We start from the raw sequence: 24,515 nt of genomic DNA, 5'->3' as shown, positions 1-24,515 counted from the left end.
CTAAATGTTGTCGTTTGGAATTGAATTTAATGTGTACCACGCCTCCCCTGACCACAGCGGCCTCCCTGATTCGCTTTCCAACGAGGGATCGAACAGAAAATGGACTACCCGCCCCGATCTCAGACCAGGAACCTCTAGGTAAACCCGTTTCCGGTCAGGGGACACTTCTATACGCGTAGGTGTTAATGGCGCAAGATCCATTTTTGGCCCTCCGTAAGATTCGGTCGGCAAATACCACCAGTGGCTGAGGCTTATCCCATTGGGATCGAATGTTGTATGCTTTATAGGCTCGGTAAATTCGATCTCGAACCCCCGCGGTGTGGCACGGATCGCCAGCATTTCAAAGGTAGGATTGCCATTGTAGGTAAGCTTTTCCAAACCAAATTGGCGCTCCTTCCAGCTCCATCCCCCAACCATGCCCACTTCGCCCACGTAGAGCGCATCGTCGGGGCCCCAAACCAGTCGATTTACCCCGGCATGGAATCCTTGGGAAAAACGGAACACCGCTCCTTGGTAGGAACCATTGATTTTTTCCAGAAAATCTCTTTTAATGCCCCCATGGGTCACGTCTCCGTGAACCAACTGCCCCGCGTAGGGGCCAAACCGCATCAGGACTGGTTCAGTGGGTGAATTTCCGATTTCCTTATCGGGCAGCCATATCGCCGGCGGCACCATCTCGGGCACCGACTCCAACTCCGGATCCAATCCCCAAGCCATCCCATTATAAGCACCTCTCTGTACGTGGATGAGCTTGTTCCCTGGCAACCACTGTCCTTGGTTGTCTGTGACAAAAAGCTCTCCCTCAGGACCAACCCCAATACCATTTGGGGTTCTCAATCCGTAGTCAATCGGCTCGAAACTTCCATCCAACGCTATCTTCAAGGTTTTTCCTCGGTCGGGTGCCTGCCGTTGGTCTGCCGTCAGACGCATGGCCATCGAAAGGGTGATATAGAAATGATCTTCTTTGAAAACCAGGCCAAAGGCAAACTCATGGAAATCGTCGGTCACACCCCATGAATTACATACTGCATAATACTCATCCATGATGCCATCCCCGTCCAAATCCCGAAGCCTCGTCAGTTCGTGCTTTTGAAGTACGTAAAGGTCATCCCCTACCACTTCGATTCCGAGTGGCTCCGCCAAACCGGCGGCGATTCGTTTCAGCTTGAAGCCGCGCGGATCCGCGGTGTCCTCCCATGAAAGGTGGTATACTCCCCCAATACTATCCCATGTGGTGACCAGCAAACCACCGTCCGGCGCAATGGCCAATCCCCCAACCCGAGGTTGGAAATCCTCCCGGTGTAGGGTTACCAGGTCAAAACTGGGATGGACTCCTTCCAACGATGCACCAAACCCTGGTTTCGCCTTCTCCTCTGGACTGACTACGAGGGAAACCTGTTTTGGCACGGCGGTGCCGGACTCCTGCTCTTTCGGTGCAAAGGTCATGATGTAATCCAGCATGGGCCTAATATCGGCCTCGGACAACAGCGGATGGGCATTCATAGGTGTATCTCCCCATACGCCGGCCCCTCCTTCTTGGATTTTCTTGATCAAATAGGGGTAATTTTGCTTGCTTCCCCGATACCTCGCAGCAATGTCAAGAAAGGAAGGCCCTACCATCTGGTTCTTTTCCTCGTGGCAGGTGTAACAATCGCTATTCTCCATGCGCAAAATGCCCAAATGGTCATATTGCTCCCGAAACGGCGGCATTTCGGGCGAAGGAAGTGAAGGAAGGTCGATGCGTAGGGCGTGATTGCCGTTGGCACGCATTTCAAAGGGTTCCCGGCCTCCCAATAAGCTGAGGCGGTACCCCTGAGGCAATCCCCGAACCGCAAAATTGCGCTCAAAGGTAGCAGCAGAGCTCTTATTCCGGGTATACTCGGGAATCTCGTCAATATAGATCAACTGACCTGAATCCCCAATTAGCTCATAATGCAGCAAAATCTGATCTTTTTTAAAGGAATACCCACGCTGCTGGAGACGGAAACTAGCCTCTGAGCCATCCGGCCCTAATAGCTGCCAACGCCTAGGCAGTGAGGTGTCTTCTATATAGGGGATTCCCCAGCTGGTTGGTTGGATATTCTTTTTATTGGTGTAAACGGTTCCTTCGAGTCTTACCCCCCCTTTCCAAACTTTGTAAAGCTCTCCTTTTTCCAAATTGTAGGCCGCAAAGCAATCGGGATGTAAGGCTAGGGTAAGCATGCGGGGTTGCTTGTCGAGCACCGACCGAAATGCCCAAGGATCCATGGCCCGTTCATAGGATGGCTTCGGTTCGCTGCAGGAAAACAGCAGGGCCAGCATAAACAAGACCGGTAAATGCATCCTTAACGGATAGCTCGGTTGGATCACGGGAAGAGGGCGAGAGGGTGCGAAATTGGTCATATCATCCAGCCTATTAAAAGGGTCCTGTTGCATGGGTGTGAAGGGCTCCTTTGCTACCGGGCATTTCCCCACGCTCTCTAACGATGTCCAAGGGTTTGCCGTTTTCCTTGTTGTACCAGTCCGGTGTCAGCCTGTCAGGCTGAGTATCTTCGGTTTCGTTCATCCATTGGGTCATTACGTGCCTCAGATGGAGCAGGGTTTGCCTATGGGCGGGATTGGCCGCCACATTGTGGAGCTGCTCCTCATCATCGGGAAGGTAAAGCTCTTCGTAAGGTCTTGGCGCGGCAAAAACATCCGCTTGGGCCGCATTGAGTTTGCCTTGATCCCGTAGGAGAAGTAAATCTCTGTAAGAATCGCTTGCATTGGAGTCCGCAGGTCCATTCTGACTGAACTGGGGACGAAGGTTAAGAACATACACGTGTTCCTTCGTGCGCACCATCCGTTCCAAGGCCTCGTGGTCGTGCCAATTATGCTCTGCAAACACATAATTTCTAAATTCCCGGTTAGGCTCCTTCAATACGGAAAGAAAACTCTTGCCTTGAAAAGCAGCCACCTCCGAGCCACCCGCTAGCTCCACCATCGTCGGGGCAATGTCTATCGCACTCACCAATGCCTGAACGCGCGATCCCGGATGGGGGATTCCAGCCGGCCACTTGATTACCAAAGGTGATTTTATGCCGCTGTCGTACATTCTTGTTTTGCTTCTGGGAAAAGGTCTCCCGTTATCTGACACGATCATTATCAGGGTATTTTCCAATACACCTTGCCGGGCCAGCTCTTTCTCCACCTCGCCAATATAGTGATCAAACCTGGTTATTTCATCGTAATAGCTGGCTAAGTCCTTTTTGGTATCGATAGCGTCTGCCAAATAAACCGGTGGAAAAACCTCTTCCGGGTTGTGGGTACCTGAAAACGGATTCGGCCCCCACGGTCTGTGGGCATCGAGTGCGGCAAACCACATAAAAAAAGGCTTGTCCCCGGGTCGTTCCCGCAAGGTCGGCAACCACCGCTCTTCGCCGCCATCCCCCATCTCGCTACCCTTGTCATACACCACGTCAAATCCCGCTTTTGCAGCAGGTCCCAGGTGCCATTTTCCGGCCTGGGCGGTGTAATACCCCATTGCTTTTAGCTCGGCCGGAAAGGTGGCCAGGGATGCGGGAAGCTCGGTATGAAGCTCTGCGGCCCCGGTATTGTGGGGATATCTGCCCGAAATAATACTGGCCCTGCTTGGACTGCAGGAGCTGGTAGTCAGGTAAAAGTGATCGAAGACCAAACCCTCCGAAGCGATTCTATCCAGGTTGGGGCTTTGCACCAGCGGATGTCCATAACATCCCAAATCATCCCAACCTATATCATCCGCGATGATCAAAATCAGGTTGGGCCTTTCAGCAACCTGCAAGGCATACACCGCTATCGGTAAACACCCAAGCATACCCAACGTAAGGCAACACAGCTCAACAAAACGGATTCGGGTCATGCAGTTATTCCAATGGCTTGGGTTCGAAATCGGATTCATTTACCCATCCTGCCCGTAGTTTTTCGCCGTTCAGGAAGCGTTCATAGAAATTGGCGGTGGCATCTTCCGCATAGAGATAGGCATCAAAAAGATCCCCTCTGCCAAACATCCTCGGATCATCTTCCGCCCTCAGTTGGTCAAACAACTGGGTTTTTAAATTCTCTTTCAGGGATTGGTATTCCGGGTGCTCCGCTAGGTTATGGATGCATTCAGGATCTGTCAATCGGTGGTATAGCTCCTCCTGAGGACGCTTACCAAATGATTGGAACCAGTATTCCGGACTCCGATTGGCCCGCATCCGCTCCAGGATTGTCGTCTTGGTCGGGCTTCCGTCCGTATTGAGGTAGCCGGTTTCCGGGTTTCCCGCCGGCCAGCGATCGGTTTCAAAGTTATGAAGATACAAATATTCCTCCGTGACAATGCCCCTAACAGGATATCCGACATCGTTTGGCCTTCCCACATCGTGCCGCTCCTGCCCAATGAGTACCCTGTTTCGCTCCTCCGAAACCAATCCCTCTTTTTCTGAGAAAAGGACATCCGAAAAACTCCTCCCGGTAATAGGCGCCATGCCCTCTGCCGGATCCACTTCTGCCAACTCCAAGATGGTCGGGGCAAAGTCGATGAAGCTGATAAAATCGTCCACGACTCGACCCGGACTCTTAATGCCCTTTGGCCACATGATCGCCAATGGCATATGGTGCGACATTTCATAGGGATTGCCCTTTACCCGGGGAAAAGGCATGCCATTATCCGACGTAATGATGATGACCGTACGGTCCAACTCGCCCCTTTCCTCCAACAAGGCGATCATTTGTGCCAGGTGCTTGTCAAAATACTCAATTTCGAATGCATAGTCGAGCATATCGTGCCGAACGGTATCGATATCCGGCCAGAATCCCGGCACCTTCTCCAGATCCGAGAGCTGCTTTCGTCCTTTGTTTACACCTGACTGAAATTCGTAGGCCCTGTGGGGTTCCGTAGAGCCATACCAAAAGAAAAAGGGCTTTCCAGGTTCCCTGTCATTCAAAAAATCCTCAAAGTTGGCTGTATAATCATTTTTGCTGATGAAGGCGGTGGGAGGCTCCAGGGTTTTTGCCTGATACCCTTTGCCCGTCAGCAGGCGTGGCTTGCCATCCCTCATACCGGGCTTGCCGGGTGCCCACCCTTTACCGGTAAACCCGGTATGAAATCCCTTTTCCCCGAGTAACTCAACAAAGGATCCGAATTTCTCGGGAAAAAACGGCACGTGATTGGCGGCTTCTTCCAGCTGCCAGGAATTTCTGCCGGTAAGAATGGAAGACCTGGAGGGCGCACACTTGGCATTGGGAGTATAGGCCCTTGTAAATAAGATCCCTTCTTTGGCCACCCTGTCAAAGGCAGGGGTAATCACCCATTCCGTTCCATATGCCCCCATGTGGGGGAATGAAGTATCGTCCATGATCGCAAACAGAAAATTGGGAGGCAGTACCTCTTCTTTCTCCGCGCAGGAAAAATAAAGAAACGATGCCCCTACCATCTGGACGGCAAAAAAAACGAAACGTTGGATTTGCTTTTGCACCATGTCTTAATGCTCTCCTACATGCTAGTTGCTGGATACGCAGCGAAAACCGGTATGCTCCAATCCCGTATCGGGAGAGGATTTCATCTTGGCACTAACCCGGTATCCTTCACAATACGACACATTACATAGGAAGGAGCCACCTTTCACCACTCGCTTGGGTACCGTGGGCTCCATCGGATCGTAGCTGCTTTTGGGGCCGGTCGGGTTTACGGTCACATCACCGCGAATACTGGCATAATAATCCTCGTGGTACCAATCGGACGTCCATTCCCACACATTTCCGGCCATATCGTAAAGCCCATAGGGGTTTGGATCAAAGGATTTTACCGGTGCCAGCCCGATAAATCCATCTGCCCCGGTATCCTTCAGCGGAAAATCCCCCTGCCAAATGTTCGCACGAAAACCTTTGCTTTCCACCGGATCGGCACCCCATGGAAACGATTCGTTTTTGAGGCCTCCCCTAGCGGCAAATTCCCATTCTGCCTCGGTGGGAAGGCGTTTACCTGCCCACTTGGCGTAGGCCACCGCATCGTCCCATGCAATATGTACTACCGGAAAATCCTCCTTTCCTACGATGGTGCTTCCCGGACCCTGCGGGTGCCTCCAGTTGGCTCCCTCTGTCCAGGACCACCACTGGGCGGCGTTGTTCATGGAAACCCGCTGGGCGGGAGGGCTGAACGTCAGCGAGGCCGCCACCAGTACCTCCTCCGGCGGCTTGGGTGTTCCCGGAGGCAGTTGTTTTTTTATCTCCTCCCAATCGGGCTTCTGCTCGGCGATGGTTACATAGCCGGTGGCAGCGACAAACTCGGCAAACTGCCTATTGGTTACCTCGGTGACATCCATCCAAAAGCCGTCTACTTTCACCTTATGGGCGGGCAGCTCGTCTTTCCTGCCCCGTCCATCGTGGGCGCCCATCAGGTACTCCCCCCCTTCTATCCACACCATGCCTTCATGGTTCAGCTCCCTGGTAGGAGCCGACTCGGCAGCAGAGGCTGAGGTGGACTGCGGGGCAGAAAATCGATCCGGGATATTGTCATGGCAAGAGGTCAGGTCATCCGTCACCTCCTGCCGGGACTCGTTGCTTCCGCTACCACAGGCCATCAAAAAAAACAGGATTGGGACAAGCAGGAAACAGGATTTCAAACTAGTATGCATTGGGTGTTATTCAAATTGAGACCCCAAGTTAACCAACTCCTCCAAATTAGTCTATTGAAAGCCTTTTTTTTTGATGTGAGGTAGGTTTTAGTGGCTCAGGTCACATTCACTTTATCAAAGACTTTGTATTGGCCCTCAGGCTACCAACTGGGTTTTGCTGACTCCCGGAAAAGTAAACTGCCTGCTGAGCAGATAATGGTGGTAATGGGTAGTATTATCCGCATCCAGCCCTTCGTAAACAGATCTTTTGAATTCAGCATCCGCTAAGGATTCCAGATCCATAACCCCAAATTGACTGAGTACCCATCTGTTCAACACAAGGGCTTTGCTGAGTTTTACTATGGTATTTTTATTTCTTTTGGCCATTTAAATTCTTTCTTTTATTCCGGTCAAAAATGATTGTAAAAGTGAAAGGGTGTAATCTAAAGATTCATCCAATTTTACGGCCCAGTTTTTAGCAATCGCCGATTTGTATTTTTCATTGATGTTTTGCTCGAGTACTTGTAAAATCCGTTCTTTTAATTGATCTGATTGTTTCAGATACTTTGCAGCTTCTCTTCCCAATACTCTTGATGCGACTATCCGCTGACTATTTTCCCCGTCATCTGTTAAAACTTCCAGTAGGTCAGTATGATTGTCAATGATAAATTCACTCATCATCCAGTAATAATTTTTGATGATCAAGAGGATATCCCCAAGGTCATTTTCTCTTTTTTCCGGACGGTCCGACCAGGCTACCAATTTTAAAAGAATCATTCCGGGAAGTGAAGGGATGTTCGCTACCTTTTCCTCAATATATACAGTAGCCAAGTCTTCCTGTGATAGAACCACATGCATCCCCAAAACATGGAAATCAACGTTTCTCTCGTTGAAGTTTACCGTGTTATTTTCTTCAATTTCACCAAATGGCAGGATATCGATAGCAATTTCAAAAGCTTTGTGATAAAATGTCCAAGGATCAGTGACGTTTACAAAACCTTTTTCTTTTAAGTCATCAATTAAGCCTTGATAGTCAGCATAGGAGCTGATCATGATGGCGAAATCTATATCCTTGGTACCGCGCGCTGGCTTTATCCCATCTTTTAGAAGTTCCAAAGCAATTGCTGTAGCACCTAAAAGATAATAGGGTATTTCTCTCGCCTTGAATGTTTCGTCAAGCAAGTCAAATACTTCTTTGATATGGTCAATACCTAATTCTTTATAGCTCTTGGAGATATCTGTCATAAATTATCTGAGCTGTTTCGATACTTCTTTTATCTCCATTGATGATCAGATCTGCATAGACCAAAAGCGGTGGAGCACATCCCTCTTTTTCATTTCCAGTTTCCCAGAAAGTCTCATATATCTCTATTTCACCATTCGGATCTGGCATTAGTCTGGTACCTTTTATAAATTCATTTTTTCTCAAATCCGTGAATAAGATGAACTTTTCAGGTCTAAGGTAACTGGTCAACAAATCCGCTCCAGGTTCCCCTCCCCACCTGGTTTTTTCAGTTGGTAGATGGATTTCCCTCCAGTCCCTGTCTTTAGGCAACCTATATTTCCCTTGAAATAAGGTAGGCTTGAGATTGGTTCTATATCCATTGATCCACTGACCTATTGCTTCTTCCTTATTGGTCCATTGATAACCAAACTTGTTTTTATTCACCAACAACCCTGCTGCCTTGAGACCTTTGAGTACCAAGGGTATATTTCCCAGAGCAACCCCTGCCTGTTCGGCCAGCTCCCGCTGATTGGTATTCAAATTCTTATCATCCACCAATAATTGAAAAAACACCCGCAAGCCTGTTTTGGTAAAAGCTCGATTGGTCTCCTCACGCTCTTCCTTGATGGGAGGAAACTTATCAATTAAGATCAATTTCCCGTTTTTACGGATAAAGGCGTTGCCATTTGCTTCCAGATAATTGATTCCCATCTCCTGAAGTAGTTGACGGTATTTGGGATAGATTCTGTAGGCCACCAAGAGAAAATTTTGATACCTCCTGTTCAAATCCTGTATAGTCCGCAAGATATTCTCCCTAACTTCCTGCTTTACTTCCGCATCGAAATGGATTTCTCCCTCCGGGAACCGTAAAGTAATAATGGCATCCAGCTCCCTTTGTGCATGCGGCTCCCATTTTCCTTCACTTTGTAGCAAAGGAATTACGTTTTGGAAGGTAAGTTCAATTATTTTCTCGGTATTCATGTTCACAAATATAGCATGTTCACGGTACGTGAACAAATAAAAGAAATGAACAAAATATTCAGCATAAACTTTTCCAAAGTTCGAAACTGGATATTCCGGAGCATGTTGATCCCTGTAATCCGGAACGATTTTGGGCAGTGAAAGTGGCCTGAATGGCCAGAATCGACTGATCCCGATTCTCGGGATTGACCCCTAAAACAGGATATTCAGGATTATTCCGGAGCATACTGACCCCTTTCGGTCTAATTCCGGAGCATAGCCTGTCCCGATATTCGGGGCTGACCCCTCTAACGAATGGTTTTGGTTTCTTAGCGGACCTTTTATTTAATCCGCTAACTATAATCCCATGGCTGGAACACCAAAACCAATGAGTCAGATAAAACAATTATTGATACTTAACAGGCAGGGCAAAGGAATCAAAACCATTGCCCGAACTCTTGGCAGGAGCAAGAACACTGTCAAGACCTACCTTTTCAAGCTTGATAAGCTGTTGTTAGACAAATGGGACTAAGCAAACGTTAAAATTCGGCCCTTGTCTCACATAGATTGCTCCAGCAAGTGTATATGGCCTTTAACTTCAAGTAAACACCTCAATGACCCATACCATTTTTACCTCTACTCCATACATTTGCGGAAAAATCAATTGGTTGCTAACCCAAACCCTGTAATTCCAACACCAACTTTTGTAATGCTAAATTAAACTCAACCTTTTTATTAAACTGCTTAGTCTTTGCAATGGCCGATTCTAATTTTTTTATGCGGTTCTTCAAATCTGCTAATTTTTGTTCTTTAGTAACTATTTCATTCAAACTGAGTCCCCTATCAGCGTTGGACGTATTGCTCAGCTGAATGCAGATATCCTGAAATATGTAGTCAATAGTTTGCTTGAGATGGAATTGACATGCCTCCTTACCTACTGGCAACCATTCCGTCTTAAAAGTCCAATCAATAACGGCATTGTCCTCATTGATAGGATTTGGGTGTTTAACACTTATGTTTAACTGATAGTGGTCTTCGAAAGTTAGGACAAACAATATTGGATAAGGAATTGCCTTGTCAATAATCTTTACCAATTCTGGAATCGGATCAAATTTCCTCAAAGAGATCTCAAAAATCTGAATTTCTTTAACTTCTTTACCTGGCAGGTTTACCGTATCAAAAGATAGTTTGTTCAACCATTTGATCTTCTCTACATTTTCCACAAAAAGCTTTTTGGCCTTTGTGTCAGCATAGTTGTCAAAAGCATTTTTGGGAATAACCCTATCCACTTTGGTAGAGGTCGGTAAAACGAACATCTCGACTATCTTATTATTAAAAATGAGATCAATACAAAATCCTCAATTCCTTTGATTTTATCCACAAGGGCTGTAGTTCCGCCTGCTTTAAACAAACTCATCACATCCTTTTCTTCTTCAGTTTTCAATATGGAGCTAATCGCTTTTTTCAGAAGATTGGAATAGTGCCCCATATCCCTGTAATCATCCGTTTCTTGAGAAAGTACATCACACAATGATTTTATGGGAACACCTTGCCCTTTCGCCAAAGCTCTAAAATCATCCAAGTTCCTTTTTACTTCTATGTGATTATGGACAACGATCCCTTCGTTTGAAATATACACCAGGTAATAAGGGTGCAATCTATTCAATTTGTCAATATTCACGGATGTATTGATATTCTTCAAGACAAACAAAACCCCTGGAGGCAATCCCAGTTTTTTGTCCACGACAGCATGTAGACCAAGCGGAATACTTTTAAGGTCTCCGTATTCTTTGATGTAATTGGATAAGTCGATTCTGAAATCATTGAGCCCCAGATCCGTAATACTTACTCCCTCTCTCAAATCTTCGAGGTCGATTACCTCTTTTTGGAGTTTTGTTAGTTGAACCTTTCTATATTCAAAATCAGGATCTTCCACCCTCAATAAGTTATCATCGCCTGTACTGGCCATATTGGTAATCAACATCCTGTTTTCGACGCGTTGCTTGAGATTGATGTAATTGTCAAGCGCTATATCGGGCCAGAAGTTAACCATGGTAATGGATTTGTTAATCGAACCTATCCGGTCAATCCTGCCAAATCTCTGAACAATCCTCACGGGATTCCAGTGGATATCATAATTGACCATAAAGTCGCAGTCCTGAAGGTTCTGTCCTTCGGAAATGCAATCCGTGGCAATGATCAAGTCGATCTTTTCTTGGATCGATGGATAAATTAGCTCCTTATTTTTAGATCTTGGGCTAAAGCAACTTAACAAAGCATTCAGATCCGTGGGGATTTTTTTGGAGGTGCAAACTCTTCTGGAACCGGTAATAATGGCTGTATGAATTCCGTAACTTTCTTCCATGAAACCTTTGAGCTCCTCATAGAGATAGTTTGCAGTATCTGCAAATGCCGTAAAAACCAAGACTTTTTTATTCGACGGATTGAACGGGCTATCAATCTTTTGGAAGATGGTTTGCTTCAATTTTTGAAGTTTGGCATCATTTGCTCCTTTGATTTCAGCAATTTCGGAGAAAAGTCCATCGACTAGGTCCAAATCCTCGGAAAGGTCTTCCCTCCATTTTCTGGTATCCATATCCGAAATATGAATTTTTACTTTTTTACCAAAAATCTGTTCTTCATCGCCCCAGTTGGCATCCCAGTCAAAGTCTTCATCTCCCCAGTTCGCTTCTATTCCAGAGTAAGTGTCTTCGGCTTTTCTTGAATCAATGGCATTGATCGCCGACTGTATCTGATTTCTGATATTTTTTAACGTAATTCTGAATGAATCAACCGAAGATTCCAAACGCTTTAACAGATTTATCCGCATCAAAATCTTTAAACTGCTCTCCCTATCGCGCTGCCTTAATTTACCGCTCCCTACTTTTTGATCATACAATTCCTCGTAAAATCGAATCTTACTGGATTTGATATAATTCATTGGGGTATAAACGGATAAATTCAACCGGATCAACGATTCTGCTATTTCCTCGTAGGTTATAGTGGCATACTTACTTAACGGGGCTTGGATAGAGACAGGATGATTCCGTTCAGGGAATTCGCCAATATCTTTTGTGTCATAGTAGGTAGTAATGTGTTTTCGTGATCGGGCTATGGTAAGGCTGTCCAATACTTCAAAAAAATCAAAGTCCAGCATATCCAAAAGAACTTCGGTGGTTCTTTCCTCTGCCCTTAATCTAGACCAAGTATTAAATGCAGTCTGTGCTCTCCGGAATATTTGTTCTATACCCCTATCTGTATCAAGCTTTTCATCTATTTCACCGGGACTGCCTTCATAGGCAAGCGCCAATTGATTTTTTAGGTCATTGAATCGATTATTCACAGGTGTTGCTGAGAGCATCAAAACTTTCGTTTCTATTCCCTCTTTCACTATTTTGCGTAGCAGCCGCTGATAGCGGTTCTCTCGTTCGATATTGGGATTGTTGTTCCTGAAGTTGTGTGATTCATCTATGACGACTAGGCCATAGTTGCCCCAATTGACGGTTTCGAGGTTTCTACCGTTGCTGTATCCTTTATCCCTGCTGAGATCTGTGTGAAACAGCACATCGTATCGAAATCTGTCTTTAGCCAAAAAATTATCCTTATCGTTATGCCTGTACGTATTCCAGTTTGCCTCCAACTTCTTAGGGCAAAGAACCAACACATCTTTGTTTCGCAGTTCATAGTATTTGATAACCCCTAATGCAGAAAAGGTTTTGCCCAAACCAACAGAATCCGCAATGATGCAACCCTTGTATTTCTCCAATTTATTGATGGCCCCAATGACTGCATCCCGCTGAAAGTTGTAGAGCTTACTCCAGATCAAGGTTTCTTTAAACCCAATTTGATCATTGGGAAGGGAGTCATTGGAAATGTCTTCCAGAAACTCATTGAATATGTTGTATAGCGTGATAAAGTAGATGAACTCAGGGCTGTTCTCTTTAAAAGCATTTTCGAAATAACTTTTGATATAATCCGTCACATCTTTCAGATCTTCCTGATTGGCCCAGACCTGATTGAACCAATCAAGGTAAGCCTTGCTTTGGGGGGAATCAATTTTTTGAATCAGTGTGGGAAAGCCCGTTTTGGGAGTAAACCCGAGGTCTGCTGTGGTGAAATTATTAATATTGGTATAAGCAGTTTCATTTCCCTCTTTATCCAGCGTATGGATCATCCCGTAAAGCGGCTGATTCAATTTGGAGTTGGATTTAAAAGTGGCCTTTTCCTTAACCCAAGCAGCACATTCTTTCGCTATGGCTCTTTGGGTCAGCTCATTTTTCAACCTAAGCTCAAATTCCCCTCCACACAGATCTGCTTCCTGAAAGATATGGGGTATGTAAAACTGTCGGGACTGTTTTTGAAACTTCTCTTCTACAAAAGCCGGTGATGAAAAAATAAAGCGCATTTCATCAATCCCTTTTAGCTCTTTTTTCAACGCTTCAAAGGCATAAATGGAAAAAGAGGAAGCCGCAATCGAAAGCTTGCTTCCTTTTTTAATCTCGAGCTTTAAATCGTCACCAAGTCGGTTATTTATGTTGTCAATTAGTTTCATTTAGCGCCAAAATATTTTTCATTTTGATTTAGTTTGGGAATTAAATCTGAACATCCATTAGCATTTGCCCACTTAATGGTTTCTAGCCAGCGATCTTTTTTTGCCAATTTTCACTAAAGTTCCAACCTGCCAGTATTAATGGAACTGGTGGTTTTTCCGTCATATGATTAAGCTCTTTTTTCCAATAATCAGCCATGAAACGGTGAATCTCATGCCATTTCTTAGGTAGAGGGCATATATAATCCAATGGTTCCCTCCAATCAATTAATTATCTCCAACAATCGCTCATAACTTGCCACTTTGGCAAAGGTCACCTCTGCCCCGGAAATCGCTTTAAAGTGCTCCCCTGCACAATGGATTTTGAGCTTTTCTATTTCTTTTAATTCCAGCTCAGACTCATCGCCTTTCGTTTCTGCGACGAAGTACACATGCTTGGAGTCTTCTTTGTCAAACACAATCGCCCAGTCAGGGCTGAATCTGGCTATCGGCGTAGTAATGTAAAAACTCTGAGGCAGCTTGGCATACACAGTCACTGCGGTACTGAGCTCCAAATTTTTTGCAAACTCGGCTTCTGTCTTGGAATCCGAAATCAGAAAATCATAGATATGTTTCTGTAATTTTTCCGACTGCCTCAAGGCCTGTTTGTCATTGGTGAACACAGTAGCTGCATCGTATCGCTCATCAATTTTGTGATACACGATATTATTTATGATCAGACTTGCTTTCACTTCATTGATCAAAATGCCACATTTCATGATAAACTCTTCAGGGTTTTTCTGGAACATGGCGAATTTCACCGGCTCTATTGCCTTTAAAATATCTGCAACGGTTCTCCTTGTCAAATTCGTCTGCTGGACGATTTCTCCTACAAGATCATAAGTGGCATTGGTATAGGCGTCAGTTTTGATTTTTCCAGATCGTCTTTCACTGTCCCTGAAAGCATTGCCTGCGTCCAGATTCTCTTTTTCTCCTCCTTCCAGTTCCCCCGTTTTGACTTCATATGACCTGTCTGAAATATGGAGATCTTTGTTCAACCTGTTTTTTGCTTCCCTGATTAATTTTTCTGAATCAAATTGCACCTCATAGATGCTTTTCAAATTGATTTTATTCCACAAGGCTTTAAACTCCTCTCTGTAAAAATTCTTGTTGACACCTACAGTAACTGTATTTCTGTCGTTTTCCGGCTTCATCGCCTCTCCACTGTAGACCGACTTAAGCAATTTAAGGACATCCTGCTTGAAAGGTATCAATTCCTCAGGAACTGGAATGTTCCCATCTTCAATCTTTTCCCGACCTAAAGCCGTAATCTTATCATTCTCATCCAAAATATCTGCTTTGTACAGCAGCTTATTCATCTTCTTGGCCTGATCCTCGTTGATTCTAATCTGCACGCCTCTCTCGTCAGTAATAAGCTTTCCGATCAAGAACTTCTCATCCGCTTTCATCGGCCTATCTTTCAAGGTAGCAGCAATTTCATCCTGAAGACCTTTTGCAAATTTCTCGTAAGATTCAGAGGCGATGACGGTAAGTTTGTTGATGATGTGTACTTCTTCACCAACTGTTTCATAGTCCTGTCGGATACCATGGTCATTCACACACAAACGCATACCTCTACCGACTTCCTGCCTTCTTCTGACAGTAGAATCTGATTGTTTTAAGGCGCATATCTGAAAGACATTGGGATTATCCCAGCCTTCTTTGAGCGCTGAGTGGGAAAAGATAAATCGGGTGGGCTCATCAAAACTCAATAATCTCTCCTTATCCTTCATAATCAAATCATAAGCCGAGATATCATCTGAATCCTCAGAGCCACGTTTTACCGAAGGATCTACCAGTTTCTTTTTCTTGTCTACCGCGAAATATCCATTATGGACCTTACTGGCATCATATCTTTGTAGATACTCCTTGTAGTCAGTGGGCATATAGCCTTTGAGCTTTCCGGGATCTGTTTGCTCCAGGTAATCATTGTATTCCTGATTGAACAGGTCCAAAAATCCACTTCTCAGGTTATTGTACTCTTCTTCGAAGATTTTAGCGTAATCACCCAACGCTTCATTTCCATCCTGATCATAGACTCTGTACTTGTCCACCGAATCTATAAAGAAAAGAGACAGTACTTTTATTCCTTTTCTGAAAAGCACTTTTTCTTTTTCCAGATGGGACTGAATGGTCTCTCTGATCTGTATGCGACGGAATGTTTTTTCGTCAAGATCCCCTACAGCTTCCCCTGCTTGGATTTCCAGTCCGTTAACAGTAATCTGATTTTTATAGCCGTCGATTTCTGTAAGCACCCAATTTTTGTACTGAGGCATTCCTTCTGACAACTCAAAGAAATTAGCGCCTTTATCGAGGGCTTTTCTCACTCTCTTTACATGACCTGAAGAAGACCGGACTTCCCACTCTACTAAAGCCCTTGGAGGCTTTTTCGTATCTAACATAATCTGCTCCAAGTACAGGTATCCTGTGGTTCCTGTAGAACCTTTGATGTTGATTCCCTTAACTTGTATCTTCTTGACAAGTTTTTGGTTATAGGCATCCAGTGCATCCAAGCGATAAATTTTATTGTATTCCTCTGCATGCGTAGCAGAATACCGCAAGCACATGAGGGGATTGAATTCTTGCATCTTATCTAAGGTCTTTGAACCGGTTTTACCCGCAGATTGTGGCTCATCTATGATAAGAATAGGATTGGTCTGTGCAATGATTTCAATAGGCCTTCTTGTCCCAAACTGATCCAGTTCCATAAAGATCCTTCTGGCATCATTGCCACTGGCATTGAAAGCTTGGGTATTGATGATCATCACAGAAATCCTGGAATCCGAAGCGAAATTTTCTATGTCCTGAGGTCTTGAGGAATTGTATATAAACGGAGCTATTTTATGTCTATATACCTCCTGAAAATGATCCCTTGTCAATTCAAAGGTTTTAAAAACCCCTTCCCTGATAGCTATGGAAGGAACAACGACAATAAACTTGCTCCACCCATAATGCTTGTGAAGTTCATACATGGTCCGGATATAGGTATAGGTCTTACCTGTACCTGTTTCCATTTCAATCGTTAGGTTATACCCTAATTTGAGTCCTTTAGGGGCTTCTATTTTCAAACATTCCTTCAGGTCACTACCTCTTTGTATCTCTTGGATATTGTCCAACATGTCATCATCTGACAACTGCAAGGGGGAGTTTCTATAACCGATAGACTCCATGAGCTGATTGTCAAAATCCAACCCGTGCAAACCCAAAGCAGCTTCTTTGGCCCTTCTCAACAATTCCTTGCTTCTCTCCAAGGTGAACGTATTGGACTTTAGCGGTTGGCCATCAAAAACCTTCACCACCGCACGTACGGCCTGTAATTGAAAAAACTGTTCTTTAAATTGTAATTTCATAAGCTGATCTGGAATCGGATAGGTTTGACGTTGCGAATAGGAGCATCTGAGTTTTATGATTACGATAAGTACCTATGTACTTATTTCCTGGAGCTGGTGTACTTATTTTCTTTTCAGCTGGTGTACTAAGGGGAATAACTGGTGCACTAAGCTGAAGAGGTAGTGTACTTATATCCCCAGCTGGTGTACTTTTTTCTGAGGAGGTGGTGCACTAAGCGCTGGAACTGGTGCACTAAGCCGAAGAGGTGGTGCACTAAGGTCTCTACGCTTTAGGGAAAGGTAATCATGGTGCATTCTTAACATACAGAGCATCCTATTGGTGTTGTCTTTATTAATTCAGACCTGGAAGTTCTTATCCTGAATTGTTTTTTTTTGAGGTAATATATGCTTGCTCAGGATGACTGATCATCTCAGGATGAAGGTATTCCAACTCGCCTGATTTGATCATTTCACTTAAATATTTTCTTTTAATGTAATCCTCTCGTTTATTGAGTACTGCTGCAATATGTACCGCTTTGACATGTTCTTTTGCACAAATTTTTGTGATAATATCTTTAACCTTAGCTGCATCGTGCTCTCGCTGATTCAGTAAATCTAGTTGATTTTGTAACTCATGGTCTATGGAAGGTGGTGTACTTAAATCCTGACCTGGTGTACTTAAATCCCGAGCTGGTGTACTTAAATTGCTGGTAGAAGAGGGGCTTTTTTCTTGAGCAGCGCTCAAATCTAAAATAAAGTCTCCAGGAACATAGTACGTAGCTTTCCCTTTACCTTTGGCTATCAATAAATCATGACTCTTAAGCTGCCTTAACTCATAGCTGGCTTTTGAAACTTCACAGTCTGTCATTTGCCTATACGTATGATTGTCAATGGCTCCAACTTCCCTCACAAAAATCAAAGCCTGTTTTTGACCATCAGTCAAATTGAATTTTTCAAACTGACCCAACCACTTCAGGTCACGTTCATCTAAAAAATGATGCAACAATAGCCTTGTCACAAATTGATTATTTACCCTATCGGATTCAAAAGTCGGTGGAGCCAATTTAGCCTGATGCATAAGCTTACGCATCGCCCGAATACCTGACCCTTTGGTTTCCGCAAGATTGGTTTCATGAAAAACAGAAGCTATAAAAGGATTTCTTGTTTCGCTTCCAGGTTCACCAAGCCTTTCCTCTGATTTAAGAGAGTACCCAGGATTGATGATTTCAATTCTATTATCGTACCTTATAATCTGCGTGGGACGGTGTTCTCTGTATGACCTGTGCATGATGGCATTTACGATTGCTTCTCTAAGGGCTTTAGTCGGGAGACCGACTGTATTGGCTTGAATACTGTTTTCCGGTAATAAAAATCCTTTTGGTAAATCCGCATTGATAGCATCCATCAACCTAAAAAGAAGTGTCATTAAGGGGCCTCTCATATCTATGGTTGTGAAACGATTGTCAGGGTCTTCAATCCACTTGTTTCCAGGAACCCGGATGTAGTCAACACGAACCATAGGGAAATTGGAACGGAGAGCCTTGGAACTCCCAAATAGAATCAAACCAGCCAAATTCAACTCACGCGTATTTTCTTTGCTAAGGCAACCTAAGGCCTCCAACAATTCCTGATCATCGTAACTAAGTTCCTCCGCCGTAGGATTAACTTTTTCCCGGAGAGTCCTGTATCGTTTTAGAGCATGCTCATCAATATCATTAAGAGAAGTACCAGAAACGGGTGTGGTATCATAGCTTTTGAAGTCTGCGTAAAATATGCGAAGATCGTCTTCTGTACACCGTTGATCCGTTGGACCTATTCGCCTAAATGCCCCTTTTGGAAGTCCTTCGTTCTTAAAGAAAAGTGGTTTTTGATTGGTAGGTAATTCCTCGATTTTTATCTTGATGACCGTTTTTGCGGATACTGTTTCCACACTGACCTTTGGCCTGATGGGGATATTAAACATAGAACTGCATTGTGTCACAAAGTCTCTCTGAACTTTGTCAGGGTTATCTATGTGAACAGATTTATATTGAGGGAACAACGTCCCCCTATCTTCTGCAATTCCCAATAAAATATAGCCACCCCCCAATCCGGGTTCGTTGGAAAAGGAACAAACGGTTTCCATCAATGAGTGTGAACTCTCTTTTCCACCTTTGGCTTCTATCCAGTCACACTCGTCCTGTTGATTCAGTAATTCAAAAAGGTCTTTAGCGCTATATCCGTCCATATCAGATCACTTTCATCTCCGTCTCCGGACTCAACTGTTTCAATAACTGCTTCACATTTTCCTTGGCCGTATCGTTACGGAAGGAAGCATCTTTAAATACGATACGCATAGGCTTATGCTCCGCAATTTCCTTAGCAAAGGACTCATCTATGCCCTTATCGAAGCAGGCAACAAGTGAATTCCCGGCTACTTTAAATACCTGCTTCCCAGAAACCTGCTCCTGCTCGATTTTCAACGAAAGCGGCAATCCCCAGTCCAGCATCACCTGTGCGAGCAAATCATCTGCCGTGCGGTCGGGCTTGATATGGTCAGCAAATAAGTCCAAGGTCCCTTGCTGTAGTTCCTTCGGGCTGTAATACACATCCTGCATATTGCTGGAATCCAGGCGGTAGACACGGAAGCCGTAATCCTGCGTATCCTGATAATCCGCAAACAACCCATCCTGCTGTGCTTTCGCTAGCTTTTCCTCTTTAATCTTCTTGGCTGCTCGACGGATACGTTCTTTGCCAATTTCGCAGATGTTTTTATAACCATATTTATATGCCTCGCTATTTTCATTGGTTTTCTCTGGTACTTGCACCAAAATATATTTTCTTTTTCCACCGTCCTCAGCATTGAGATCAAGTACTGCTTGAGCCGTTGTCGCCGACCCAGAGAAAAAATCAAGAACCAAACAATCATTTTCTGTGCTATGCTCAAGAATCCTTTTAATTAATAGAGAAGGCTTTGGGTAATCAAAAAGTTTTTTTTGAAATAGTCCTTCAAGTTCTTTTGTTCCATTATCTGTATTTCCTGCATAAATATGGTCCCAGAAATTTGTTGGTGTTAAACCTCTTGCTTCGGATAAGAACATTTTAATAGATGGAATCTCCGACATTTTGTCCTTACCCCAATAAAGCTTATTTTCTTCTAAAAGCCTTTCATATTCTTCTTTTCTTCTTCTCCAAGCATTGGTTGTAGGATTGGTTATTTTTTTCGTGAAAGGGTTTTGGATGGGGTAGCATAAGTTAGGTCTTTGAGCAGGTGTTGCCGGATTTAAAAAGGAAGCACCTTTCCATGGCCCTCTTGGGTCATTGTCTGGATTCGTATATCTATCGTCAGCATCTTGTGTCCTCGACAAAAGATTTACAATAAAATTTTCAGACTTAGAAAATACAACTATTGACTCAACTACTGTGGTAAAGTCAACAGTATTATTACTTCTCGTATACCTTTTTTGCCAAATGATTTCTGTTTGAAAATTAGATATCCCAAAAATATCTTCACAAACCTTTCTAAGGTTATGACCTTCATTATCATCAATAGAAATAAAAATTACACCATCGTCAGTTAGGAGATTTCTCGCCAATTTCAATCTCGGATACATCATCGACAACCAATCTGAATGGTACCTTCCTGAGGATTCTGGATTGGGAACCAACCGTTGGTTATATTCATCTTTTTGCCCACTATCAAGTAATTCTTCCTCTGAATCCTTGGAGAAATTATCCTTGTACACAAAATCATTCCCCGTATTGTAAGGTGGGTCTATGTAAATCATCTTGATCTTACCCAAATAGGATTCCTGAAGCAGTTTGAGCACTTCTAAGTTATCTCCTTCGATGTAAAGGTTTTCGGTAGTATCAAAATCCACGGAGTCTTCCCGGACTGGCCGGAGGGTCTTGGTAGTGGGTATATTGGCTGTGACGATGGCTTCTTTCTTACCCGGCCACTCCAGTCTATAGCGCTCTTTGGTGCCTTCCACTACCTGATGGCTGAGTTCCTGTCGTAGCAGGTCGAAGTCTATGGCTTTGCCATCCGGGCCTTCGGTGAGACAGTTGGGAAACAAAGCGGCTAATTTTTCTATATTATCCTTCACCAAATCAGGTGATTGCATATCGAGACGGTCGGGCATAAAATGATCGTTTCCTGTAAAGAATTGAGAATAAAATGTAATAATGCCCTAATATAAGAGATTTAGCTACTTTCCAGAAACCAACTAGGGCTTGAAGGTAGGAAAAGTCAGGACGGGATAGCATTGGGAGGGAAAAAACAGACCTTCGGAATTTACTCACTTGCTTTTCCCGAAAGCGTAATCGCCAACTCATACTCCCGCTCAAACGGCATCTGCAACTCCTTTAGCATCTCCGGAATGGCCAAGGCCCAACTGACGTAGTAATAGGCCAGGAGTTTATAGTCTACCAGCGTTTCTTTGCCCACTTGTTGTTTGCCAAGCGATCTGGCCGATTCCAGGGCGAGTTGCAATGCCTTTTGGAACACTGCACCATCCACATGCTCTTCGTTTTTGAAGGTTTCGATGGCGTAATCAAAAGCAGTGGGTAATTCTCCTTTTTCGAAACTCACGAGCCCCAAACCCAAGGTGATGTGGGGAAATGTGGGATTGGCCTTGTATGCCTTGGATAGGTATCTTTCCGCCAAATTCAATTTCCCTAGCTGAAGGAATGTCCCGCCGATATTGTTGAGTGCCACATAATTATCGGGGTCGGTTTCCATTACCTGGTCAAAGTAGGTCATGGCGGTATTCACGTCGTTATAATATCTGATATGGATATTCCCCATCAGAATCAGGGCCCAGTGGTTTGTCGGATCCCATTTAAGAGCGTCAATCAAACCATCCACCGCTCTTTCATACTGCCCCTCTTCCTCATAGGTTTGGGCCAGGTTTCTGTGGTATTCACTTACCGTCGGATTATTCTTGATCAGTTCTTCCAAAATAGGCCTCGCCTGGGCAAACTAATGGCAAATGGATCTCATCTAAGTAGAATGACAAAAAATAAACCAAGCCTAACCACCTATTGCAGCCAGGTTGTAAACTAACCTACCTTACACGATACCCAGTAGACCCATGAATCAGCTACCGACCGATACGGCCAGACTTGGCATTGAATGGAGTCAATTGCGATAAAGCCTATTCCTCCAAGATGACCATCTCCACCCGCCGGTTCTGCATACGGCCTTCCTCCCGTTGATTGTCCGCTATGGGGCGCGTGCCTCCGTAGCCCACCACCCGAATGCGGTCGGGTTCAATCCCGTCGGCCACCAACCGATCCCGAACGGCATGCGCACGGTCCAGGGATAGCTTCTTGTTGAGCTCCACATTTCCAAAACTGTCCGTATGCCCTTCCAGCACAATTTTAAGGGTGGCGTTCCGCTGCAAAAAGACCGCAATCACCTGTACCTCCGCCTCGGAGCGGCTATCCAAAAACTGCGTACTTCCCCGTTGGAACTGGATGTTTTCCAGCAGCATCCGTGCCTCCGATCGCGCCGGAACCAACCCAACCAAGTCCCCGTCTAAATCCCCCGCAGTCAATCTAATCGGGAGATAACCGGGTACTTGCAGGGTAGCTTGCGCCAGGTCGGTATCAAATAGATCCACCGGGCTTTCATCAGTAAGCACCAGCAGGCTATCACCACGTAGCGAGGTGATGCTGAAAACAGCAAATCTATCCAAGAGTCTGTCCTTGCGCGTTTGACCCCGGTTAGGCACTGAAACCGCTTTGTCTGTAACCAAATCAGGAATTTTCCTTTCCGATACGTCGGCAGGTTCGGTGACCGAAGCCACGGATGGGATTATCGGAACCGGAGAAAGAGCCCTTTCTGTTTGCGGTTCACGTTGGGAGCTGAGTTCCGGCCAATCCTCCAGTATCGGTACATCCAGGGCGGATTCCAGCAAAAAAATATCCCCGTACCCATCGCTACTGCTGGTACTGGTCATAAAGGACTTCGCATGCAGACCATCTGTGAAATAGGACAGGGTCATTCCCCTTCCTTCGCGCATGGGCAGGGGAAGTGGGCTACTCCAACGGGCGAAGGTGTCGTCCAAGCGACGTGAAAAGAATATACGCTGCGAGGATTGGCTGCCCTGCCCGTTAGATGAAAAGAAGAGGAGCGTTTGGTCAGCGCTCAGGAAGGGGGTTAACTCTTGAAAGGGCGTGTTGATTTCCGGTCCCAAGTGAATCAATCTGGACCAAGACCCCGATTCGTCTTTTAGGGAGATATAGATATCTTCGTTTCCATAAGAACCGAAGGAATTCATGGATAGCACAATAGCATCGCCGTCCTGGCTGAGGCGACCGCTCACACGGGCACCAATGGGCCTAAACCCCGGGATTTCCACGTTGGCGCCTGCCTGCCAAGATCCTTCCTTATACCGATAGCTGTAAATACCCGCAGATGGATGCTTGGCTTGGGCACTGTGGTACACATACACCTGGTTTGCATCCGGAAAGCCAATGACCAGGTCGAAGCCCTCTGTAGACAGTTCCTTTACACGCTTGGCCGTATCGTATACTCCGGTGGTCAGCCGATGGCTAAGCCAGATATCGCCCGGGTTTTCCGGTCCCCCTGGGTTTTCGGGATGAAATGCCCTAGTAAAATACAGGTCGCCACTGGGTGCCAGAACCGGATGAATCTCATCATAGGGCGAGTTGGCTCCCTGCACTGGGATCAACGTCTGGGACCATGAGGCTGCAACTAAAAAAAAAGCAAGCACTGGAATCAGTGCTGCTTTTTTATAAACACAGATAATCGTTACATTCATTACTTGCCTAGTACTATCGCAAAGATCAGTGGGGCCACAATGGTCGCGTCCGATTCGATGATGTATTTGGGGGTTTCCAATCCAAGCTTTCCCCACGTTATTTTTTCGTTGGGGACAGCCCCGGAGTAGGAACCATAAGAGGTGGTCGAATCCGAGATCTGACAGAAATAGCCCCAAAGAGGGACATTGTCCCGCTGAAGATCTTGGTGAAGCATGGGCACCACGCAGATCGGGAAATCGCCTGCGATACCGCCCCCTATCTGAAAGAAACCAACCGTGCTTTCATCTTTCGCATTTTCCGTATACCACTCGGCCAGAAACATCATATATTCTATTCCGCTTCGGACGGTATGCACATTATCGATGTCTTTCGAAATACAATGGCCCGCATACATATTTCCCAACGTGGAATCCTCCCAACCTGGTACGATCATCGGCAGGTTTTTTTTCGCTGCTTCCAACAGCCAACTGTTTTTGGGGTCAATTTGAAACGAGGCATCCAATTTTCCGGAGAGGAGGATTTTATAGAAAAATTCGTGCGGAAAATATCGCTCACCGGCTTGGTCGGCCTTTTGCCACTCGTCCAGAATCACGTTCTCGATCCGTCTCATGGCCTCCATTTCCGGGATACAGGTATCCGTTACCCGGTTCATGTGGCGTTCCAACAGGGCTTGCTCCTGCTCCGGTGAAAGATCCCTGTATCCGGGTATCCGCTCATAATAGTCATGGGCTACTAGATTGAAAACATCCTCCTCCAGGTTTGCGCCTGTGCAGGTAATGATCTGTACCTTGTCCTCACGGATCATCTCCGCCAATGAAATGCCCAATTCCGCGGTGGACATGGCACCGGCCAGCGTAATCATCATCTTGCCGTTATTATCCAGGTGGGCCCGGTATCCCTCGGCTGCATCGATCAAGGCCGCCGCATTGAAATGGCGGTAATGGTGTTTCAAAAACGTTGTAATTTCCATATTCAACTCGTTTTGTGTCTTCTTAGTGATTCAAAATCAATCCAAATGGGTATAAATAGAAAAAGCCCGTTGATACCGGGCT

At 45.2% G+C, this 24,515-nt stretch carries 15 protein-coding genes and 1 pseudogene; 1 reads left to right on the top strand and 15 read right to left on the bottom strand.

All coding sequences use genetic code 11. The features are described 5' to 3' along the window. The 7 genes from ADIS_RS06025 to ADIS_RS05995 form a co-directional block, all read right to left on the bottom strand. A complete protein-coding gene (locus ADIS_RS06025) occupies window positions 1-2,415 on the bottom strand; it encodes a c-type cytochrome (protein WP_155907182.1) in 2,415 nt (804 codons plus the stop codon). Beyond that, window positions 2,396-3,859: a sulfatase family protein gene (locus ADIS_RS06020; protein WP_238325391.1), complete on the bottom strand. Its 1,464-nt coding sequence runs from the start codon at window positions 3,857-3,859 to the stop codon at window positions 2,396-2,398. The genes ADIS_RS06025 and ADIS_RS06020 overlap by 20 nt, the downstream gene beginning before the upstream one ends. A gap of 4 nt (window positions 3,860-3,863) precedes the next feature. Then, window positions 3,864-5,459 carry a sulfatase family protein gene (locus tag ADIS_RS06015; protein WP_010853485.1) on the bottom strand — a complete coding sequence of 532 codons (1,596 nt, stop codon included), beginning with the start codon at window positions 5,457-5,459 and terminating at the stop codon, window positions 3,864-3,866. Between the two features lie 21 nt (window positions 5,460-5,480). After that, window positions 5,481-6,614 carry a formylglycine-generating enzyme family protein gene (locus ADIS_RS06010; RefSeq protein ID WP_010853484.1) on the bottom strand — a complete coding sequence of 378 codons (1,134 nt, stop codon included), beginning with the start codon at window positions 6,612-6,614 and terminating at the stop codon, window positions 5,481-5,483. 135 nt (window positions 6,615-6,749) lie between these two features. Then, on the bottom strand, window positions 6,750-6,980 hold the full coding sequence (locus tag ADIS_RS06005; protein ID WP_010853483.1) for a hypothetical protein: 231 nt from the start codon (window positions 6,978-6,980) through the stop codon (window positions 6,750-6,752). Continuing rightward, on the bottom strand, window positions 6,981-7,838 hold the full coding sequence (locus ADIS_RS06000) for a hypothetical protein (RefSeq protein WP_010853482.1): 858 nt from the start codon (window positions 7,836-7,838) through the stop codon (window positions 6,981-6,983). Next, window positions 7,813-8,799, bottom strand: a complete 987-nt coding sequence (locus ADIS_RS05995) for a type IV toxin-antitoxin system AbiEi family antitoxin (protein ID WP_010853481.1) — start codon at window positions 8,797-8,799, stop codon at window positions 7,813-7,815. The genes ADIS_RS06000 and ADIS_RS05995 overlap by 26 nt, the downstream gene beginning before the upstream one ends. A 367-nt stretch (window positions 8,800-9,166) precedes the next feature. Between ADIS_RS05995 and ADIS_RS22910 the strand changes: the two genes are divergently transcribed. Next, window positions 9,167-9,310: a hypothetical protein gene (locus ADIS_RS22910; RefSeq protein WP_238325390.1), complete on the top strand. Its 144-nt coding sequence runs from the start codon at window positions 9,167-9,169 to the stop codon at window positions 9,308-9,310. Window positions 9,311-9,449: 139 nt separating this feature from the next. Here ADIS_RS22910 and ADIS_RS05990 read toward each other — a convergent pair whose 3' ends face one another. The 8 genes and pseudogenes from ADIS_RS05990 to ADIS_RS05955 all read right to left on the bottom strand — a co-directional run bounded on the left by ADIS_RS05990 (window position 9,450) and on the right by ADIS_RS05955 (window position 24,433). Then, window positions 9,450-10,094: a DUF4391 domain-containing protein gene (locus ADIS_RS05990; RefSeq protein WP_010853478.1), complete on the bottom strand. Its 645-nt coding sequence runs from the start codon at window positions 10,092-10,094 to the stop codon at window positions 9,450-9,452. Window positions 10,095-10,099: 5 nt separating this feature from the next. Further along, window positions 10,100-13,330, bottom strand: a complete 3,231-nt coding sequence (locus tag ADIS_RS05985) for a helicase-related protein (RefSeq protein ID WP_010853477.1) — start codon at window positions 13,328-13,330, stop codon at window positions 10,100-10,102. Between the two features lie 260 nt (window positions 13,331-13,590). Beyond that, complete coding sequence (locus ADIS_RS05980; protein ID WP_010853475.1) at window positions 13,591-16,716, bottom strand: type III restriction-modification system endonuclease; 3,126 nt, start codon at window positions 16,714-16,716, stop codon at window positions 13,591-13,593. Window positions 16,717-17,068: 352 nt separating this feature from the next. Continuing rightward, window positions 17,069-18,922 (bottom strand): ATP-binding protein, encoded by a 1,854-nt coding sequence (locus tag ADIS_RS05975; protein WP_010853474.1) that lies wholly within the window; start codon window positions 18,920-18,922, stop codon window positions 17,069-17,071. 1 nt (window position 18,923) lies between these two features. Then, window positions 18,924-20,816, bottom strand: coding sequence for a site-specific DNA-methyltransferase (locus ADIS_RS05970; protein WP_010853473.1), 1,893 nt, complete (start codon window positions 20,814-20,816; stop codon window positions 18,924-18,926). 152 nt (window positions 20,817-20,968) lie between these two features. Next, window positions 20,969-21,643: pseudogene (locus ADIS_RS05965) on the bottom strand (tetratricopeptide repeat protein); the annotation flags it as partial. A gap of 187 nt (window positions 21,644-21,830) precedes the next feature. After that, entirely contained in the window at window positions 21,831-23,462 is a 1,632-nt protein-coding gene (locus tag ADIS_RS05960) for an OmpA family protein (RefSeq protein WP_010853471.1), read from the bottom strand. Then, window positions 23,462-24,433: a deoxyhypusine synthase family protein gene (locus ADIS_RS05955; protein ID WP_010853470.1), complete on the bottom strand. Its 972-nt coding sequence runs from the start codon at window positions 24,431-24,433 to the stop codon at window positions 23,462-23,464. Before ADIS_RS05955 ends, ADIS_RS05960 begins: the two co-directional genes overlap by 1 nt. Between the last annotated feature and the right edge of the window lie 82 nt (window positions 24,434-24,515).

The organism is Lunatimonas lonarensis, from assembly GCF_000390185.1.
In the GTDB taxonomy this organism is placed as follows: domain Bacteria; phylum Bacteroidota; class Bacteroidia; order Cytophagales; family Cyclobacteriaceae; genus Lunatimonas; species Lunatimonas lonarensis.
The sequence above is the reverse complement of the archived record's forward strand: the minus strand, read 5'-3'. Positions and strand labels throughout refer to the sequence as shown.

Bases quoted from the DNA above. Each gene is read 5' to 3' on its own strand.
- ADIS_RS06010 (WP_010853484.1), bottom strand. From the start codon at position 6,614: ATGCATACTAGTTTGAAATCCTGTTTCCTGCTTGTCCCAATCCTGTTT.
- ADIS_RS05980 (WP_010853475.1), bottom strand. From the start codon at position 16,716: ATGAAATTACAATTTAAAGAACAGTTTTTTCAATTACAGGCCGTACGT.
- ADIS_RS05995 (WP_010853481.1), bottom strand. From the start codon at position 8,799: ATGAATACCGAGAAAATAATTGAACTTACCTTCCAAAACGTAATTCCT.
- ADIS_RS06015 (WP_010853485.1), bottom strand. From the start codon at position 5,459: ATGGTGCAAAAGCAAATCCAACGTTTCGTTTTTTTTGCCGTCCAGATG.
- ADIS_RS05960 (WP_010853471.1), bottom strand. From the start codon at position 23,462: ATGAATGTAACGATTATCTGTGTTTATAAAAAAGCAGCACTGATTCCA.
- ADIS_RS06025 (WP_155907182.1), bottom strand. From the start codon at position 2,415: ATGCAACAGGACCCTTTTAATAGGCTGGATGATATGACCAATTTCGCA.
- ADIS_RS05985 (WP_010853477.1), bottom strand. From the start codon at position 13,330: ATGAAACTAATTGACAACATAAATAACCGACTTGGTGACGATTTAAAG.
- ADIS_RS05970 (WP_010853473.1), bottom strand. From the start codon at position 20,816: ATGCCCGACCGTCTCGATATGCAATCACCTGATTTGGTGAAGGATAAT.
- ADIS_RS05990 (WP_010853478.1), bottom strand. From the start codon at position 10,094: ATGTTCGTTTTACCGACCTCTACCAAAGTGGATAGGGTTATTCCCAAA.
- ADIS_RS06020 (WP_238325391.1), bottom strand. From the start codon at position 3,859: ATGACCCGAATCCGTTTTGTTGAGCTGTGTTGCCTTACGTTGGGTATG.
- ADIS_RS05975 (WP_010853474.1), bottom strand. From the start codon at position 18,922: ATGGACGGATATAGCGCTAAAGACCTTTTTGAATTACTGAATCAACAG.
- ADIS_RS06000 (WP_010853482.1), bottom strand. From the start codon at position 7,838: ATGACAGATATCTCCAAGAGCTATAAAGAATTAGGTATTGACCATATC.
- ADIS_RS06005 (WP_010853483.1), bottom strand. From the start codon at position 6,980: ATGGCCAAAAGAAATAAAAATACCATAGTAAAACTCAGCAAAGCCCTT.
- ADIS_RS05955 (WP_010853470.1), bottom strand. From the start codon at position 24,433: ATGGAAATTACAACGTTTTTGAAACACCATTACCGCCATTTCAATGCG.
- ADIS_RS22910 (WP_238325390.1), top strand. From the start codon at position 9,167: ATGAGTCAGATAAAACAATTATTGATACTTAACAGGCAGGGCAAAGGA.